General features: G+C 68.2%; 12 protein-coding genes. 4 read left to right on the top strand and 8 right to left on the bottom strand.

Annotated elements, in window-relative coordinates; translation table 11 throughout:
• Positions 1 to 345 precede the first annotated feature (345 nt).
• Positions 346 to 2,070, bottom strand: coding sequence for an IlvD/Edd family dehydratase (locus JMO03_RS09695; protein WP_202842848.1), 1,725 nt, complete (start codon positions 2,068 to 2,070; stop codon positions 346 to 348).
• Positions 2,071 to 2,239: 169 nt separating this feature from the next.
• Entirely contained in the window at positions 2,240 to 3,154 is a 915-nt protein-coding gene (locus JMO03_RS09690) for a LysR family transcriptional regulator (RefSeq protein WP_202843035.1), read from the bottom strand.
• 192 nt (positions 3,155 to 3,346) lie between these two features.
• On the opposite strand from JMO03_RS09690, the gene JMO03_RS09685 reads away from it, so the two are divergent.
• From JMO03_RS09685 to JMO03_RS09675, 3 genes are read left to right on the top strand one after another with little or no spacing between them, the layout of a single operon-like run.
• On the top strand, positions 3,347 to 4,696 hold the full coding sequence (locus JMO03_RS09685; RefSeq protein WP_202842846.1) for an MFS transporter: 1,350 nt from the start codon (positions 3,347 to 3,349) through the stop codon (positions 4,694 to 4,696).
• Positions 4,697 to 4,719: 23 nt separating this feature from the next.
• The gene (locus JMO03_RS09680; protein WP_202842844.1) at positions 4,720 to 5,685 is read left to right on the top strand and encodes a glycoside hydrolase family 43 protein; all 966 of its coding nucleotides are present in this window, start codon (positions 4,720 to 4,722) and stop codon (positions 5,683 to 5,685) included.
• The gene (locus tag JMO03_RS09675; RefSeq protein WP_202842842.1) at positions 5,682 to 6,764 is read left to right on the top strand and encodes an arabinan endo-1,5-alpha-L-arabinosidase; all 1,083 of its coding nucleotides are present in this window, start codon (positions 5,682 to 5,684) and stop codon (positions 6,762 to 6,764) included. The genes JMO03_RS09680 and JMO03_RS09675 overlap by 4 nt, the downstream gene beginning before the upstream one ends.
• Positions 6,765 to 6,872: 108 nt before the next feature.
• Here JMO03_RS09675 and JMO03_RS21635 read toward each other — a convergent pair whose 3' ends face one another.
• On the bottom strand, positions 6,873 to 6,995 hold the full coding sequence (locus tag JMO03_RS21635; RefSeq protein WP_425491823.1) for a transposase: 123 nt from the start codon (positions 6,993 to 6,995) through the stop codon (positions 6,873 to 6,875).
• Between the two features lie 419 nt (positions 6,996 to 7,414).
• Between JMO03_RS21635 and chrA the strand changes: the two genes are divergently transcribed.
• The gene (chrA, locus tag JMO03_RS09665) at positions 7,415 to 8,677 is read left to right on the top strand and encodes a chromate efflux transporter (RefSeq protein WP_202842837.1); all 1,263 of its coding nucleotides are present in this window, start codon (positions 7,415 to 7,417) and stop codon (positions 8,675 to 8,677) included.
• Between the two features lie 146 nt (positions 8,678 to 8,823).
• Here the strand turns inward: chrA and JMO03_RS09660 are convergent, their stop codons facing one another.
• From JMO03_RS09660 to JMO03_RS09640, 5 genes are all read right to left on the bottom strand, one after another.
• Positions 8,824 to 9,300, bottom strand: a complete 477-nt coding sequence (locus tag JMO03_RS09660) for a DUF2269 family protein (protein WP_202842835.1) — start codon at positions 9,298 to 9,300, stop codon at positions 8,824 to 8,826.
• Positions 9,297 to 9,662: a DoxX-like family protein gene (locus tag JMO03_RS09655; protein ID WP_202842834.1), complete on the bottom strand. Its 366-nt coding sequence runs from the start codon at positions 9,660 to 9,662 to the stop codon at positions 9,297 to 9,299. Before JMO03_RS09655 ends, JMO03_RS09660 begins: the two co-directional genes overlap by 4 nt.
• Complete coding sequence (locus JMO03_RS09650; protein WP_202842831.1) at positions 9,659 to 10,816, bottom strand: saccharopine dehydrogenase family protein; 1,158 nt, start codon at positions 10,814 to 10,816, stop codon at positions 9,659 to 9,661. Before JMO03_RS09650 ends, JMO03_RS09655 begins: the two co-directional genes overlap by 4 nt.
• 262 nt (positions 10,817 to 11,078) lie before the next feature.
• The gene (locus JMO03_RS09645; protein ID WP_202842829.1) at positions 11,079 to 13,514 is read right to left on the bottom strand and encodes a family 43 glycosylhydrolase; all 2,436 of its coding nucleotides are present in this window, start codon (positions 13,512 to 13,514) and stop codon (positions 11,079 to 11,081) included.
• A 55-nt stretch (positions 13,515 to 13,569) separates the two neighbouring features.
• The gene (locus JMO03_RS09640) at positions 13,570 to 15,123 is read right to left on the bottom strand and encodes an alpha-N-arabinofuranosidase (RefSeq protein WP_202842827.1); all 1,554 of its coding nucleotides are present in this window, start codon (positions 15,121 to 15,123) and stop codon (positions 13,570 to 13,572) included.
• Between the last annotated feature and the right edge of the window lie 24 nt (positions 15,124 to 15,147).

The following is a 15,147-nucleotide window of genomic DNA, read 5'->3' as shown; positions in this document are numbered from 1 at the left end:
GTTGTGCGACTGAAGGCTTCGCGCACCCGGCCAGGGGATTTCTCCCTTCGGTCGAAATGACAGGTTGTCTGCAGGTGGGCCGGAGAAAGCCTGTCATCCCGACTGCGCGCAGCCAGGTTGTCATTCCGAACCCGCGCAGCGGGTGAGGAATCTCGCGCCGTGCGAGGCCCCGGCGTTGTGCGACCGAAGGCTTCGCGCGCCTGGTCAGGAGATTTCTCCCTTCGGTCGAAATGACAGGTTGGCTGCAAGTGGATTGAGCAGGTTCGCCGAGAATGGATCGGGCAGGTTCGCTGCACGCCACCCCGACAGGTTCGCTGCAGGCGGACGGGACGTCTGCCATGCGCCTCAGTGCGAATCCCCGGCGACGTCGTCGCCGCTGCCGCCGACGAGGAAGTCGAGGTCGGCGCCCAGGTGCGCCTGCTGCACGTGGTCGACGTAGAGCTTGCTCCAGCCGCGCGCGGGTGCGGGCGGCGGCACCCATTCCGCGCGGCGGCGTTCGAGTTCGGCCTCCGGCACGTCAAGGTGCAGGCGCCGGCCGGGCACGTCGAGTTCGATCATGTCGCCCTCGCGTACCAGCGCCAGCGGGCCGCCGGCCGCGGCTTCGGGCGAGACGTGCAGCACCACGGTGCCGTAGGCGGTGCCGCTCATGCGCGCGTCGGAGATCCGCACCAGGTCGGTGACGCCGCGGCGCAGCAGCTTCGGCGGCAGCGGCATGTTGCCGACCTCGGCCATGCCGGGATAGCCGCGCGGGCCGCAGTGCTTGAGCACCATGATGCTGTGTTCGTCGATGTCGAGCGATTCGTCGTCGATGCGCGCCTTGAGATCGCCGATGCCCTCGAACACCACCGCACGGCCGCGGTGCTTCAGCAGGTGTGGCGAGGCCGCCGACGGCTTGACCACCGCGCCATCGGGCGCCAGGTTGCCGCGCAGCACCGCGATGCCGGCTTCGGGCCGTAGCGGCTGGTCCAGCGGGCGGATCACGTCGCGGTTCCAGCACGGCGCATCGGCGATGTTCTCGCCGAGGCTGCGGCCATTGACCGTCATCGCATCGAGGTCGAGGTGCGCGGAGATCTCGCGCAGCACCGCGGGCAGGCCGCCGGCGTAGTAGAAATCCTCCATCAGGTACTCGCCCGACGGCTTGAGGTTGACCAGGCAGGGCAGGCGCGAGCCGATCGCGTCCCAGTCTTCGAGCGTCAGCGGCACGCCCAGGCGCCCGGCGATCGCCAGCAGGTGGATCACCGCATTGGTCGAGCCGCCGATCGCGGCATTGGCGCGGATCGCATTGGCGAACGCCTCGCGCGTGAGCACCTTCGACATGCGCAGGTCCTCGCGCACCATCTCCACGATGCGGCGGCCCGACAGGTGGGCCAGGCGAAAGCGGCGGGAATCCACCGCCGGGATCGCCGCGTTCTCCGGCAGCGACATGCCCAGCGCCTCGACCATGCTGGCCATCGTCGAGGCGGTGCCCATGGTCATGCAACTGCCCTTGGAGCGCTGCATGCAGGCCTCGGCCTCGGTGAATTCCTCCTGCGTCAGCGTGCCGGCGCGCACCATCTCCGACATCTCGATCACGCCCGTGCCCGAGCCCACCGGCCTGCCGCGCCAGTTGCCGGACAGCGAAGGCCCGCCCGAAACCCCGATCGCCGGCAGGTCGACGCTGGCCGCGCCCATCAGCAGCGCGGGCGTGGTCTTGTCGCAGCCCATCAGCAGCACCACGCCGTCGATGGGATTGGCGCGGATCGATTCTTCCACGTCCATCGAGGCGAGGTTGCGGAACAGCATGGCCGTGGGCCGCATCTGGGTTTCGCCCAGCGACATCACCGGGAACTCCAGCGGGAAGCCGCCGGCCTCGTACACGCCGCGCTTGACGTGCTCGGCCAGCTCGCGGAACGAGGAATTGCAGGGCGTGAGTTCCGACCAGGTGTTGCAGATGCCGATCACCGGGCGGCCGTCGAACATCTCGTGTGGCAGGCCCAGGCCCTTGAGCCAGCTGCGGTAGTAGAACCCCTGCTTGCCGTCGCGGCCGAACCACTGCTGGCTGCGGCGTGCCGGTTTTCGTGCTGCGCTCATGCGGTCGGGGATCCTGCCCGGGAAAGGGATGGTCGCGACGGAACCCGCGGATCCCTGATCCGCGCCGGCCCCGTGCCGCGATGCTAACGGGCCGAGCCATGCACGAAAAATAACAATAACGCCGGTTGCGATACGTGTACCGCTATGGCTCAGGCGCCGCGCTGCACCTTCAGTCCTTGCGCGACACCCGTGCCGCCGGCGCATAGACCTGCCGGGCCGCCATCTTCAGCGTCGCCAGCACCGTGCGCGCGCCCGGCGACAGCAGCCAGTCGGTGCGGGTGATGAAGCCGAACGAGTCCATCCGGCACGACAGCTCCACCGGCACGATCTTCACCATCCCGTGCGCGGCGTAGTGCCGGGCCACGTCCACCGGGACCACGGCCAGGTGGTCGCTGTCCTGCAGCAGCCGCGGCAGCAGCACCAGGGCGGCGGTGCCCGTCACCTGGCGCGGCGCCTGCAGCCCCGCGTTCTGGAACATCAGCTCGAAGCGGTGGCGCAGCACGCTGCCTTCGGGCGGCACCACCCAGGGCAGCTTGGCCAGTTCGGCCAGTCCCGGCTTGCGACGCGACAGCAGCGGATGCCCGGGACGCGCGATCGCGCACACGTCTTCTTCCGCGATCGGTTCGTACTGCAGGTTGCGCTTGTCGTGGCGTGCGAACAGGCGGCCGACCATCAGGTCGATCCGGTTCTGGGTCAACTGTTCGAGCAGCACGTCGCTGCTCTCGACCACCACCGAGACGCGCAGGTCGGGATGGGCCTGGTCGAGCCGCGCCAGTGCCGGCGGCAGCAGGGTCATCGCCGGACCGGCGATCGCGCCGATGGCGACGTTGCCGGCGTGGCCGGCCTTGAGCGCCTCGATCTCCGCGCCGGCCTCGCCGAGGCTGGCCAGGGCGATGCGGGCGTGGCGGATCATGCTCTCGCCGTACCAGGTCGGGCGCATGCCGCGCGGGAGGCGCTCGAACAGCGGCACGCCGATCAGGTCCTCGAGGTCCTTGAGCAGCTTCGACGCCGCCGGCTGCGACATGTTCAGCGATTCGGCGGCACGGTGGATGTTGCCGTGCTCTTCGATCGCGATCAGCAACATCAATTGCCGCGTCTTCAGGCGCGCACGGACGAACCAGGGCGGGTTGGGCACGGACCGGATCCTATATCGGGTTCGATATGGATTATCGCGATTTTCTTATTTGTTGCATATCCATGCGCCGACCAGAATAAGGTCGGACCGCCGCCAGGCGCCACGCGACCGTGGCGTCGGCCGGGCCATCGCGGAGGGGCGATGCAGGACCAGAAGCTGTCGGTGCTCGAGAAGGTGGGATTCGGCGCCGGCGACATGGCGGTGAACGTCGTCATCTCGTCGATGATGCTGATCATCACCTTCTTCTATACCGACGTCTTCGGGCTGCGCCCGCACGACGTCGCCCTGCTGCTGCTGGCGGTGCGTCTGCTCGACGCGGTGACCGACCCGCTGATGGGCATGGTCACCGACCGCATCGAGACGCGCTGGGGCCGCTACCGGCCGTACTTCCTCGTGTTCGCGGTGCCGTTCGGCATTTCGGTGTTCCTCACCTTCACCACGCCCGACGCCGAGTACGGCGCCAAGCTGGCCTGGGCCTACGCCACCTACATCCTGGTGACGCTGTGCTTCACCGTGGTCACCATCCCCTACATCTCGCTGATCGGCGTGCTGACCGCCGATCCCAAGGAGCGGCTGTCGGCCAACGGCTATCGCCTGTTCTTCGCCAAGATCGCCGCGTTCATGGTGACCATCCTGGTGCCGGTGCTGGCCGAGTCCTGGGGCGGGGGTGACCTGGCCGAAGGCTACCGCTGGGCGATGGGGCTGATGGGACTGATGGCGACCGTGCTGTTCCTGTTCTGCTTCTTCACCACCACCGAGCGCATCCGCCACCACGTCGACCGCACGCCGCTGGCGCAGCAACTGCGCCTGCTGCTGCGCAACGACCAGTGGCTGCTGCTGTGCGCGGTGTGCGTGATCGGCACCATCGGCTATGTGGTCCGCGGTTCGGTCGCGGCCTACTACGCCAAGTACTACCTGGGAGGCGACGCGAAGATGCTGTCGGCCTTCCTGGCCACCGGCGTGGGCGCGGCGATCCTGGCGATGGTGGCGTCCACCTGGATCACCAAGCGCTGGTGCAAGGTGGCGATGTTCCGCTGGACCCAGCTGGCGGTCGGCGTGCTCAGCGTGGCGATGTACTTCCTGGTGCAGCCGGGCGACGTGGCGCTGGCCTTCGTGTTCTATTTCCTGATCTGCTTCGTGGTCGACCTGCACGCGCCGGTGTTCTGGTCGGCGATCGTGGAGGCGGTGGACTACGGCCACGCCAAGGACGGCCGCCGCGTGGCCGGGCTCTCGATGGGCGGCATCTCGTTCTGCCAGAAGGCGGGCATGGGCGTGGCCGGCGCGATCGTGGGCCTGCTGCTGGGCTGGTTCCACTACGTGCCCGACCAGGTGCAGACGCCGCAGGCGCTCAACGGCATCGCGCTGATGCTGACCATCATCCCCGGGCTGTTCCACGCGCTGATGGGCGGGGTGATGTTCTTCTACCGCATCACCGACGGCTACTACCTGCAGATCAAGCAGAAGATCCTGGTCGACGCGCCCGGCGCGTGAGCGGCCTCCAACGGAATCGTTCGATGCAACTCCGCAACCCCTTCATCCCCAATCGCGCCGACCCGCACATCTCGCGGCACGATCGGCACTACCACTTCACCGCCTCGGTGCCGGAATACGACCGCGTGGTGCTGCGGCGTTCGCCGACGCTGGCCGGACTGGCGCAGGCGGAGGAGAAGACGCTGTGGACCGCGCCGCCCACCGGCCCGGCGAGTTCGCTGGTCTGGGCACCCGAACTGCACCGCGTCGACGGCGTGTGGCACGTCTACTTCGCCGCCGCGCCCTCGCGCGAGATCAGGGACGACCTGTTCCAGCACCGCATGTACGCGCTGCGCAATCCTTCGCCCGATCCGATGCAGGGCGAGTGGCAATTCGCCGGCCGGGTGGACAGCGGCATCGATGCCTTCTGCCTCGACGCCACCCGCTTCGAGCATCGCGGCGTGGGCTACTACCTGTGGGCGCAGAAGCATCCGGACATCGCCGGCAACTCCAACCTCTACATTGCGCGCATGCGCGATGGCCTGCATATCGAAGGCGAACCCGTGCTGCTGACGAAGCCCGAGTTCGACTGGGAAGTGCAGGGCTTCCTGGTCAATGAGGGACCCTCGGTGCTCATCCGCCACGGCCGCGTGTTCGTCACCTATTCGGCCAGCGCGACCGACGAGCGCTATGCGATGGGCCTGCTGTGGGCCGATGTCGATGCCGACCTGCTCGACCCGGGCAGCTGGCACAAGTCGCCGCAGCCGGTGTTCGTCTCGGACCCGGAGCGCGAAGTGTTCGGCCCCGGGCACAACAGCTTCACCGTGGCCGAGGACGACAGCACCGACCTGCTGGTCTACCACGCACGCAACCATCGCGACATCGAAGGAGATCCGCTGTGGAATCCCGATCGCCACACCTGCCTGCAGCCGCTGCAATGGGATGCGCAGGGCATGCCGGTGTTCGGGCGGCCGCTGCGCGAGGTCGACCTCCCGGGGGCAGGGGCATGAGCGCGCGCCGCATCGTCGCCCTGGCGCTGGCGGGCCTGCTGGCGCTGGCGCGCCTGCTGGCGCTGCCGGCCGCCGCGCAGGAGGCCCGACCCAACAACGACGACATGATGGAAAGCCCGCCGGTGGCCGCGCCGCGCGAAGGTTACTGGGCCGACGTGCTGGCGCACGACCCCACGATGATCCGCCAGGGCGATACCTGGTACCTGTTCGTCACCGGCCCGGGCATCACCGTCTACAGCTCGAAGAACCTCGAGACCTGGAAGGCCGAACCGCAGGTGTTCGCGCAGATCCCGGCCTGGGCCTACGACATCGTGCCGACGTTCAACGGCCACGTCTGGGCGCCGGACATCTCGCACCAGGACGGCACGTACCATCTCTACTACTCGATCTCCAGCGGCGGCAAGAACACCTCGGCCATCGGCGTGGCCACCAACACCACGCTCGATCCGGCCGATCCGGCGTTCGAGTGGGTGGACCACGGCATCGTGCTGCGCTCGGTGCCGCATCGCGACATGTGGAACGCCATCGACGGCAACCTCGTCGAGGACGAAGACGGCACGCCCTGGCTGGCCTTCGGCTCGTTCTGGGGCGGGCTCAAGCTGGTGAAGCTGCGCGAAGACCGCCTCGGCTTGGCCGAGCCGCAGGAATGGCACACCCTGGCCAAGCGTGCGCGCTCGATCCTCACCGACGATGCCGAACCCGAGCCCGGTGCGATCGAAGCGCCGTTCGTGTTCAAGAAGGACGGCTGGTACTACCTGTTCGTCTCCTGGGATCACTGCTGCCGCGGCGCCAAGAGCGACTACCGCATCATGGTCGGCCGTTCGCGCACGCTCACCGGCCCCTACCGCGACCGCGACGGAAAGCGCATGGACCAGGGCGCCGCCACCGAAGTGCTGCGCGGTACCGCCCGCTGGCCCGGCCCCGGCCACAACAGCGCCTATACGTTCGACGGCAGCGATTACCTGGTCTTCCACGCCTACGACGTGCAGGACGGCGGCCTGCCCAAGCTCAAGGTGCTGCCGATGGGGTGGGACGGGGAAGGTTGGCCGGTGGTGGACGCGGGCGCACTGCAGCGCTAAGGGCGCTGGGCGGCTCGCAAGTCGGTTGGTGCGCGGTCAGTCACCTGCCGGGCGATCTTCCGGTGCGTCGTGTTCTCGTCATCCACTATCCAGCCCAGCATTTTCGATTCAAGCCTCAAGTCGACAGAACCAGCGGTACGCCATGTGGACCTGTTCGTACGGCCGGCGCTCCGAATGGATACCGAAGCAGTAGCCGACGATCCACATCGGGACGAGAAGGGCCGGATCAATCGAGTGGCGGGCCGGTGTGGCTGTAGTGCGGGGGCCAGGTGTTGGCGCAGTTCGCCCAAGCCCGGGAACTGGTCCATGCAGCGGAGCAGGTGGTACGCAGGGACGTGGTTCTCAAGTTTGAAGGCGTAGAACAGGGGCGCTTGCCCGGATTCCTGACGCGCCATCATCGCTGCGGTCTCCGCTGGACCGATGGGTGGTCAGTGGATCAGCTTTGAACCCGGTTACCGCGACAGCCAAGTGGCCCAGTCCCCGGCCAGTTGCCTCCCCAAAACTACACGGTGCATTCCGACCGTCGCTTCCGGACTATGATGAGCCTCCGCCGTACTTGGCGGCACCTGCGGAACCGCGTTGGTGCAGGGCGTATTGTCGCCGTCGCAGCAGATTGCTCGCTAGTAGTTGGACCTGCCTTGGCGAAATCGATGGACGTGAACAACGCATCTGCGCAATCCGCTGAAGCCGGGGACCCATCGCAGTACCGCGTCCCCCGCGAGTCATGGGTGCGGCTTTTCCTTCGATTTCTCCGTTTCGGCGCGCTTGCCTGGGGCGGCCCTGTCGCGCAGATTGCCATGATTCGGCAGGAATTGGTGGACGAGGAGCGCTGGATCAGCAGCGATCAGTTCAACCGTGTGCTGGCGTTGTATCAAGTGTTGCCTGGCCCGGAAGCCCACGAGTTGTGCGTCTATTTCGGAATGCGCGCGCGCGGGCGCTGGGGTGGCATCTTGGCCGGGCTTGGTTTCATGCTGCCTGGTTTCCTGCTGATGTTTGCGCTGTCGTGGGCTTACGTGCGCTACGGGCTGGAGACGGACAATGTCGCAGCGATCTTCGCTGCCGTGCAGGTGGCTGTAGCCGCCTTGATTGTCCGGGCGGTTTTCCGCATCGGCGGACACGTTGTCACCAATCGCTGGCTCTGGGCGATCGCCGTTTTGGGGGCCTGTGCCCAGGTCGCAGGCGTTCACTTCGTACTTATCCTGGCCCTCGGCGGGTTGGTATACGTGGTCGCGCGGCGCGGCTTCTACACGGTGGCAATCGGCGTGATTGGCCTGGCCGCCGTCGGTGTCGTTGCTCTTTCGTTGCGGAACGGCGGACTGGCGGGCTTGGACGCCCTCAGTGTTGATGGTTCCGAGGGTGGGGCGACAACGCCCGGCACAGTGTCGTTGCTGCTGCTGTTCTGGGCGGGACTGAAGGCAGGCATGCTGACGTTCGGCGGCGCTTACACGGTCATCCCTTTCCTCCAACGCGATGCAGTGACCCAGGGCGCTTGGATGACCAACCCTCAGTTCCTCGACGGTATCGCGCTCTCAGGTCTGCTACCGGCACCCCTGATCATATTTTCTACTTTCGTTGGCTATCTCGGCGGCGGGCCGTGGGGCGCAGTGGTAATGACGGTGGGGATCTTCCTGCCGGCATTCGCGTTCACCCTCCTGGCGCATGACCCGTTGGAACGGTTGGTTCACCAGCCCCGCATCCGCCAGTTTCTCGAAGGCGTCACTGCAGGCGTGGTGGGTTTGATTGCCGGAACGACTCTGGCACTCATGAGCGTGAGCCTGACCAGCCCGGAGGCGATGGTGCTGTTCGGCATCTTGCTGGCTCTACTGTTCGCGTCGAATCGACGACTGTTGATTCCTGCAGTGATTGCAGGCGCCGCCCTCTGGGGCTGGGTATCGCAGGTAGTGGTCGCTTGACTGGACCGTCCGGGCAAAAGGGTCGATTCCCCACCTCCGTCGAGTACCTGCCAGGTGGTGCTGTCCAGCGATTTGTTCAACGGAATAGGTCGTTTGCGCCATTCTCCTATCCGGTCACCACTCGCCGAAACTCGGAATGACACCACCTAACCCCACAGCACCGGTTTCGCCACCATGAGATAGAACACCGCCAGCATCGCGACGAAGGCCGGGTAGCCCAGTGCTTCCCACCAGCGCGCATAGCGCCAGTAGCTGGCGGGCAGCTCGCCTGAGCCTTCCCGCGCCGCGGAGGCCAGCGCCGTCATGCGCAGCTGCAGCCACACCACGGGCAGCCACAGCGCGCCGGTGACCACGAACAGTCCGATCGACAGCGCCAGCCACGGCGTGGCGAGCGGCCAGCCTGCCAGGTGCATCAGGTACAGGCCGCTGGCGGGCTGCACCACGACCGCCGGTGCGGTGAACCACCAGTCGGCGCGGACCACGAGCCGCGACACCACCGCCTGCGCCTCCAGGCTGCCGCTGCGGTTGGCGAAGAACATGTAGAACGCGGTGCCGAAGCCGGTGCCGACCAGGACGACGCTGGACAGCACGTGGATCCACTTCATCACCAGGTAGGCCGTCATTTCGCTTGCCTGATCAGGATCCAGAGCGCCGCGGCAATGGGAACGTTCTTCGTCAGCGGCCCCAGCGGATGCAGCCACAGCGAGGGATCGAGCACGCTGGCCACCACGGTCATCGCCAGCATGAGCGCCAGCGCGGTCAGATAGACGCGTCGCGACGGCCACAGCGCCATCGCGATCCCGACCAGGAAGTCGGCGCCCGCGCCCACGGCGATCAGGACGGTGGCGAGGCGAGGGTCGGTGATGCCCGCGTTCGCCAGGAGCGCCATGCTCTGGCCGTTGAACTCCCACAGGCTGGCGGCCGCCGTCGCCAGCCACACGAACACCACGCCCATGCGCAGCAGCTTTTCGTCGCGGGGGCTCATCGCAAGGCCACGGTTGTGTTTGCTGCCGGGTGCTCCCGTGAGGCGTCGGGGGCTTCGTCGACGATGTCGGTGACCATTCCCCACCTGGCGAATTCGGGTTCGAACTCGTCCAGCGACAGCAGGCTGGCGGCCGTGAACGCGCCCGTCGCCATGGCATCGCCGGCGGCAAGCTTTCGCGCCAGCAGTATCGCGGGCATGCAGGGGATTTCGGGGCCATCGTCGTTGTCGGCTGCGATGTGCCAGGCGCGCCGTGCGGGGCGTCCGGCAGGGTCCAGCCCTTCGATGCGCACGACCATGCCGCCCAGCGGCGTGCCCAGCGGATCGAACACGCCACTGATGCGGTCCAGGAATCCGGCCAGGCGTTCCGGCCGTTTCAGCAGGCCCATGCCGCGCAGCGCCGCCAGCACGGCGAAGGCGCGCTGCGTGGCGGCCACCTCGAGCGCGGCGCGGAACATCACCCGGTCGCGCACGCCATAGCGCGCCGGGAACAGTTCGAGGTCGGGGATGTCGCACAGCGCGCCGATGCGGGGGCGCAGGCGCTTGAACTCGATGCGTTCGGGCGCGGCCCAGCCCGGCGCCTGCGTCCACTGTCCGCCTCGCCAGACCCGCACGGGCTTGCCGCAGTAGCTCAGCACCGCTGCCAGCGTCGCCTTGCCGCGCGGTGCGGTCTGCGCAGGCGCGATGCAGGTGTCGATCGCATGCAGGGCGCGCCAGCGGGCGGCCAGGTGGTCGACGACGGCCGAGGACAGCGCCGGCACCGTGCTCGCGCCGCTGATGGCCGTTCTTCCAGCCTGCTGGAATGCGTCCTGCAGCGCCCGTGGAAAATCGCAGACGAAGCGGCGGCCGTCAGCCAGGTCGATGTAGTGCGCGCCGGCGCGCGCGGCCGCAATTGCCACCGCATACGACTGCGCCTGGAACGGGCCGGCGGTGTGGATCACCAGGTCGACGTGCAGTGCGGCCAGGGCCTGGCCGAAGTCGGGGGCATTGCAGTCGATCGCGACGGCGCCGGCCCGCCCGCCCAGGGTGTCCGCGAACCGCCGGGCCTGCCCGGCATCGCGTCCCGCGACCTGCAGGTCGATGCTGGCGTCGCCCGCCAGCGCACGACAGATGCGGGCGCCGAAGTTTCCGTAGCCGCCCAGTACCAGCGTCTTCATCCGTTCCCGGTGCCTCCCTGGCTGCGGGAAGCAGTATCGCCGAACCGGCTTGCCTGGCGCACCGCCCCGGCTTGAACGGCTTGTCGTGCGTCGAGAGGAACGGGCTCAGGTTCGCTTGTCCGTGACAGCCGGAGATGGCACGCGCCATCGCATGAACCCGGGGGCCGCACTGAATTTCGTGATGTCGACCTGTTCCGTCACCACGCGCCATCGCCACGAACCTGCGGCGACGGCGGTTTTCCTTCGCGGGCGACGCTGCGCCTCAGGGCTGCGCCAGCGCCTGCACCTGCCTCGCGTCGAGCACGGTCTCGTACACGTGCAACTCGTCGATCAGGCCGCGGTAGGGAATGTCCCACCAGTTGCTGCCGAGGCTGAAGACGCCGTCGCTGCCGGTGAAGACATCCGGGAATCCGCCCCCGGCGTATCGCAGCTGGCCATCGACGTACACGCGCAGCTCGCCGGCATCGACGGTGAAGGCGATGTGGCTCCATTCGCCGATCGGTGTGGTCACGCCCAGGCCTGCGTCGTACCAGGCGGTGCCGGACCACAGCATGCTGTGGCCGCCCACGCCCGCGTGTCCCATCGGCAGGAAGCTGATCCAGTGGTCCGGATCGCGCGCGCCGAAGAAGGTCGGGGTGAAGACGGACAACGCCTCCGGATTGAGCCAGAACGCGACGCTGTAGCGGTGGCCCTGGATCAGGCCCGGCGCCAGCCGCACGCCGCTGGCGCCATCGAAACGCGCGGCCTGGCCGCTGACGCCGGCGGGGAAGGCGATGCTGCCGCCGACCATGTCGATCAGCGCGCCGGCCACGCTGCCGGCAGGGCGCTGCCCGCTGGCGTCCGCGAGGTCGCCGTCGAAGCGGTAGCGCGCCACCAGACCATCGCTGCGCTGCGCCTTGACCGTCACTGCGAACGTGCGCGTGGCGCGTTGGCCGCGCAGGTGCGCAGTGGCCGCCAGCCGCACCGTGCGATCGCCCTGGCTGCTGGTCGGGCGGGTGACGCCGCCGCCGTGGTCGATCCACTGCGGATCGTCGGAGTGCCACGACAGCGTGGCGCCGCGCATGGCGTGCGTCGGCAGGGCCAGGTCGACGCCGGTGCTCTGCGGGAGCGTCACGTCGGCCAGGATGTCCTGCAGTGCCTGCTGCGTCGTGCGCTGCGGCAGGCGGCTGCCCCAGAGCGCGATGCCGTCCGGCCCGGTGGCGCTGAACGTGGGCACCTCGTCCTGCGCGGTCTCGTTCCACTGCCACGACAGCACGCCGCTCGCACGGCGTCCATCGTCGAGTGCCAGCGTGAGGGCGTGGTTCGACAGATGCCAACGGCCATCGAGGGCGCCGCTGATGCGTCCGTCGGCGCCCAGGGTCAGGTCGCGCGAGGCGGGAACCGAGGCGCTGATCGGCTTGTCGTGCGCGACCAGCTTCCAGTCGCCCGCGACCTCCGGTCGCAGCATCCGGCGGGGCGGCTTGCCGCCGTGACGATGCGGTGCGACCACCGGCCAGCCATCGGCGTTGATGGACATCTCGTGCGTGCGCACCTGGTGGGCTTCGCCGCGCCCGGGGAAGCGGGTATGGAAGACCAGGAACCAGCGTCCCGTCGCCGGATCGCGATGTACGCTGTTGTGCCCGGGCGAGACGTAGCCACGGCCGTCGCCGTCGCCGGGTTCGCCGAGCTTGCGGTCGAAGCGGAAGTTGCCGATCAGCTTGTTGCCGTGCGGCGCGATGCTGGCATCGTCGAACAGCGGCAACGACGGGTCCGCCATGACCGTCGCCATGTCGGTGCCGTTGCCGTCGAGGTAGGGGCCGTCGGGCGCGCGCGAACGCGCCACCCGCACGTTGTAGCCGCCGTCGGCGGCGAGGCCGCTGAACGAGGTGAACAGGTAGTACCAGCGCGTACGCGGGTCGTGGACGATGGTCGCGCCCTCGATCCGCGCGTGGTTGCCCCCCGTCAGCCGCTTGCCGTAGCCCTGTCCAGGCAGCTGACGTCCTGTAGCCGGGTCAAGCTTCAGGATGAAGATCCCGCCCGAGTACGAGCCGTACACCATCCACAGGTTGCCCTGCGCATCGAAGAACACGTCGGGGTCGACGGTGTTGGGATGGACCCGCGCGTCGTAGATCGTGCCGTCCTCGCTGGGCAGGCCCCACATGCCCGAGCGCAGCAGGATGCCCAGGTCGCGGTACGGGCCTTCGGGACGATCGGCCACGGCCAGGCCCAGGGCGGATCGCGGGGAATCGCCGCGGCAGGCGTTGTAGTACATGTACCAGCGGCCGTCGCCCAGGCGGATCACGTCCGGCGCCCACAGCGTGTCGCTCTCCGCCCAGGCCAGTGTTTCCTGCAGGTCGACCAGCACGTTGTCGAACAGCGGGTTCTGCGGCGTCACGCCATCGGCGATCGATTCCCAGCGCAGCAGGTCGTCGCTGCGGGCGGCGGACAGGTGCGAGCCGAAGATGTAGTAGCGGCCGTCGGCTTCGACGATCGCCGGATCGTGGACCGAGACGTCCTCGAAGTAGGGCGGCACCTGGCTGCCGGCGGCGGGCCGGCGCATGCGCGGGCCCAGCCACGCGGCGTTCGCGCGAGTGTGGAAGCTGTCGTCCGTCGTCGTCGGTGGCGTCGGCCGAGTCGGGCCCTGGCCAGGATCGGCGGCAGGCGCCGGCGCTGCGGCGGCCAGGCACAGCAGCACGGCCGCGATCAACGAACGCTTCATCGATTCCTCCCGGGTTGGACGGTCTTGCCTGGACGACCGCCGGGAACGGCGGTCGCTACTGCAGCGCCAGCACCACCACCGACTTCGCCGGCAACTCCACCGTCAGCGTGCCGCCCGCCAGGCGCGCGCCGTCGAACGCCGCCGGCTTCACCGTCTCGGGCTGGTCGAAGGTGTTGTGCGAGGTGATCGCCCCGCCCGTCAGCACGCGCCCGGACACGTTCGTCGCCTGCAGGCCGCTGATCGATGCCGACACGTTGGCCGCCTTGTCCGGATCGAGATTGGTCAGCGCCACGTAGACATGCCCGTCCTTGCCGCGTACCGCCGAGCCGTGCACGGCCGGCACCGCGATGTCGCCGTGGCGGTATTCGGGCGTCTCCAGTTCGAAGGGCAGGTGGGTCGCGTCCTGCCAGGGCTTGTACATCTCGAACACGTGGTAGGTGGGCGTGAGCAGCATCTGCGCATCCTTGGTGAGGATCATCGCCTGCAGCACGTTCACCATCTGCGCGATGTTGGCCATCTTCACCCGCTCGGCATGCCGGCTGAAGATGTCGAAGTGCAGCGAGGTGACCAGGGCGTCGCGCAGGGTGTTCTGCTGGTGCAGGAAGCCGGGGTTCACGCCCTCGACGCCCTTGTACCAGGTGCCCCATTCGTCGACGTAGAGCGCGACCTTCTTCTCCGGGTCGTGCCTGTCCATGATCGCCGAGTGCTTCGTGATCAGCTCGTCCATGCGCAGCGCGGCCTTGAGCGTGCCGATCCAGGCGGCCTCGTCGAACTCGAACGAGTGCGCGCGCGGCGGCCAGCCCCCGAGTAGGGTGTAGTAGTGCAGCGACAGCGCGTCCATGTGCTTGCCGGCGATACGCATCATCGTCTCGGTCCAGTGGTAGTCGTCGACGTTGGCGCCGGCGGCCACCTTGGTGACCTTCTGCCCGGCGGGCACCTTGACGAAGGTCTGGTACTGGCGGTGCACGTTGGCGGCATGCTCGGCGGTCATGTTGCCGCCGCAACCCCACATCTCGTTGCCGATGCCGAAGAAGGGCACCGCCCAGGGCTGGTCGCGGCCGTTGCGCCGGCGTTCCTCGGCCAGCGAGGAGTCCTTCGGGAAGGTCATGTATTCGACCCACTCGGCCATCTCGCGCGGAGAGCCGCTGCCGGTGTTGCCCGAGACGTAGGCGTCGGTGCCCAGCAGCTCGGTGAAGTCCATGAACTCGTGGGTGCCGAAGCTGTTGGGTTCGATCACGCCGCCCCAGTGGGTGTTGACCTTGACCCGGCGCTCGCCGCGCGGGCCGACGCCGTCTCGCCAGTAGTACTCGTCGGCGAAGCAGCCGCCGGGCCAGCGCACCACCGGCACGTCGAGCGCCTTCAGCGCCGCGACCACGTCGTTGCGGTAGCCGCGGGTGTTGGGGATCTTCGAGTCTTCGCCCACCCAGATGCCGCCATAGATGCCGTAGCCCAGGTGCTCGGCGAACTGGCCGAAGATGTAGCGGCTGACGGTCTCGCCGGGCTGGTCGGCACGCAGGGTCGCGGTGGCCGTGGTCGTGTCCTGTGCGGCCGCCAGGCCGGCGAGCAGGGCGGAGGTCAGCGCCAGCGTGCGCAGGGTGGTCTTGAGCATCGGGTGTGCCTCGAATGTTGCGGG

It is taken from the genome of Luteimonas saliphila (assembly GCF_016774335.1).
GTDB lineage: Bacteria > Pseudomonadota > Gammaproteobacteria > Xanthomonadales > Xanthomonadaceae > Luteimonas > Luteimonas saliphila.
The sequence above is the reverse complement of the archived record's forward strand: the minus strand, read 5'-3'. Positions and strand labels throughout refer to the sequence as shown.

Coding starts and splice junctions, on each gene's coding strand:
- JMO03_RS09650 (WP_202842831.1), bottom strand. CDS start 10,816: ATGAAGACGCTGGTACTGGGCGGCTACGGAAACTTCGGCGCCCGCATC.
- JMO03_RS09655 (WP_202842834.1), bottom strand. CDS start 9,662: ATGAGCCCCCGCGACGAAAAGCTGCTGCGCATGGGCGTGGTGTTCGTG.
- chrA (WP_202842837.1), top strand. CDS start 7,415: ATGGACGTGAACAACGCATCTGCGCAATCCGCTGAAGCCGGGGACCCA.
- JMO03_RS09640 (WP_202842827.1), bottom strand. CDS start 15,123: ATGCTCAAGACCACCCTGCGCACGCTGGCGCTGACCTCCGCCCTGCTC.
- JMO03_RS09675 (WP_202842842.1), top strand. CDS start 5,682: ATGAGCGCGCGCCGCATCGTCGCCCTGGCGCTGGCGGGCCTGCTGGCG.
- JMO03_RS09660 (WP_202842835.1), bottom strand. CDS start 9,300: ATGACGGCCTACCTGGTGATGAAGTGGATCCACGTGCTGTCCAGCGTC.
- JMO03_RS09645 (WP_202842829.1), bottom strand. CDS start 13,514: ATGAAGCGTTCGTTGATCGCGGCCGTGCTGCTGTGCCTGGCCGCCGCA.
- JMO03_RS09680 (WP_202842844.1), top strand. CDS start 4,720: ATGCAACTCCGCAACCCCTTCATCCCCAATCGCGCCGACCCGCACATC.
- JMO03_RS09685 (WP_202842846.1), top strand. CDS start 3,347: ATGCAGGACCAGAAGCTGTCGGTGCTCGAGAAGGTGGGATTCGGCGCC.
- JMO03_RS09690 (WP_202843035.1), bottom strand. CDS start 3,154: ATGTTGCTGATCGCGATCGAAGAGCACGGCAACATCCACCGTGCCGCC.
- JMO03_RS09695 (WP_202842848.1), bottom strand. CDS start 2,070: ATGAGCGCAGCACGAAAACCGGCACGCCGCAGCCAGCAGTGGTTCGGC.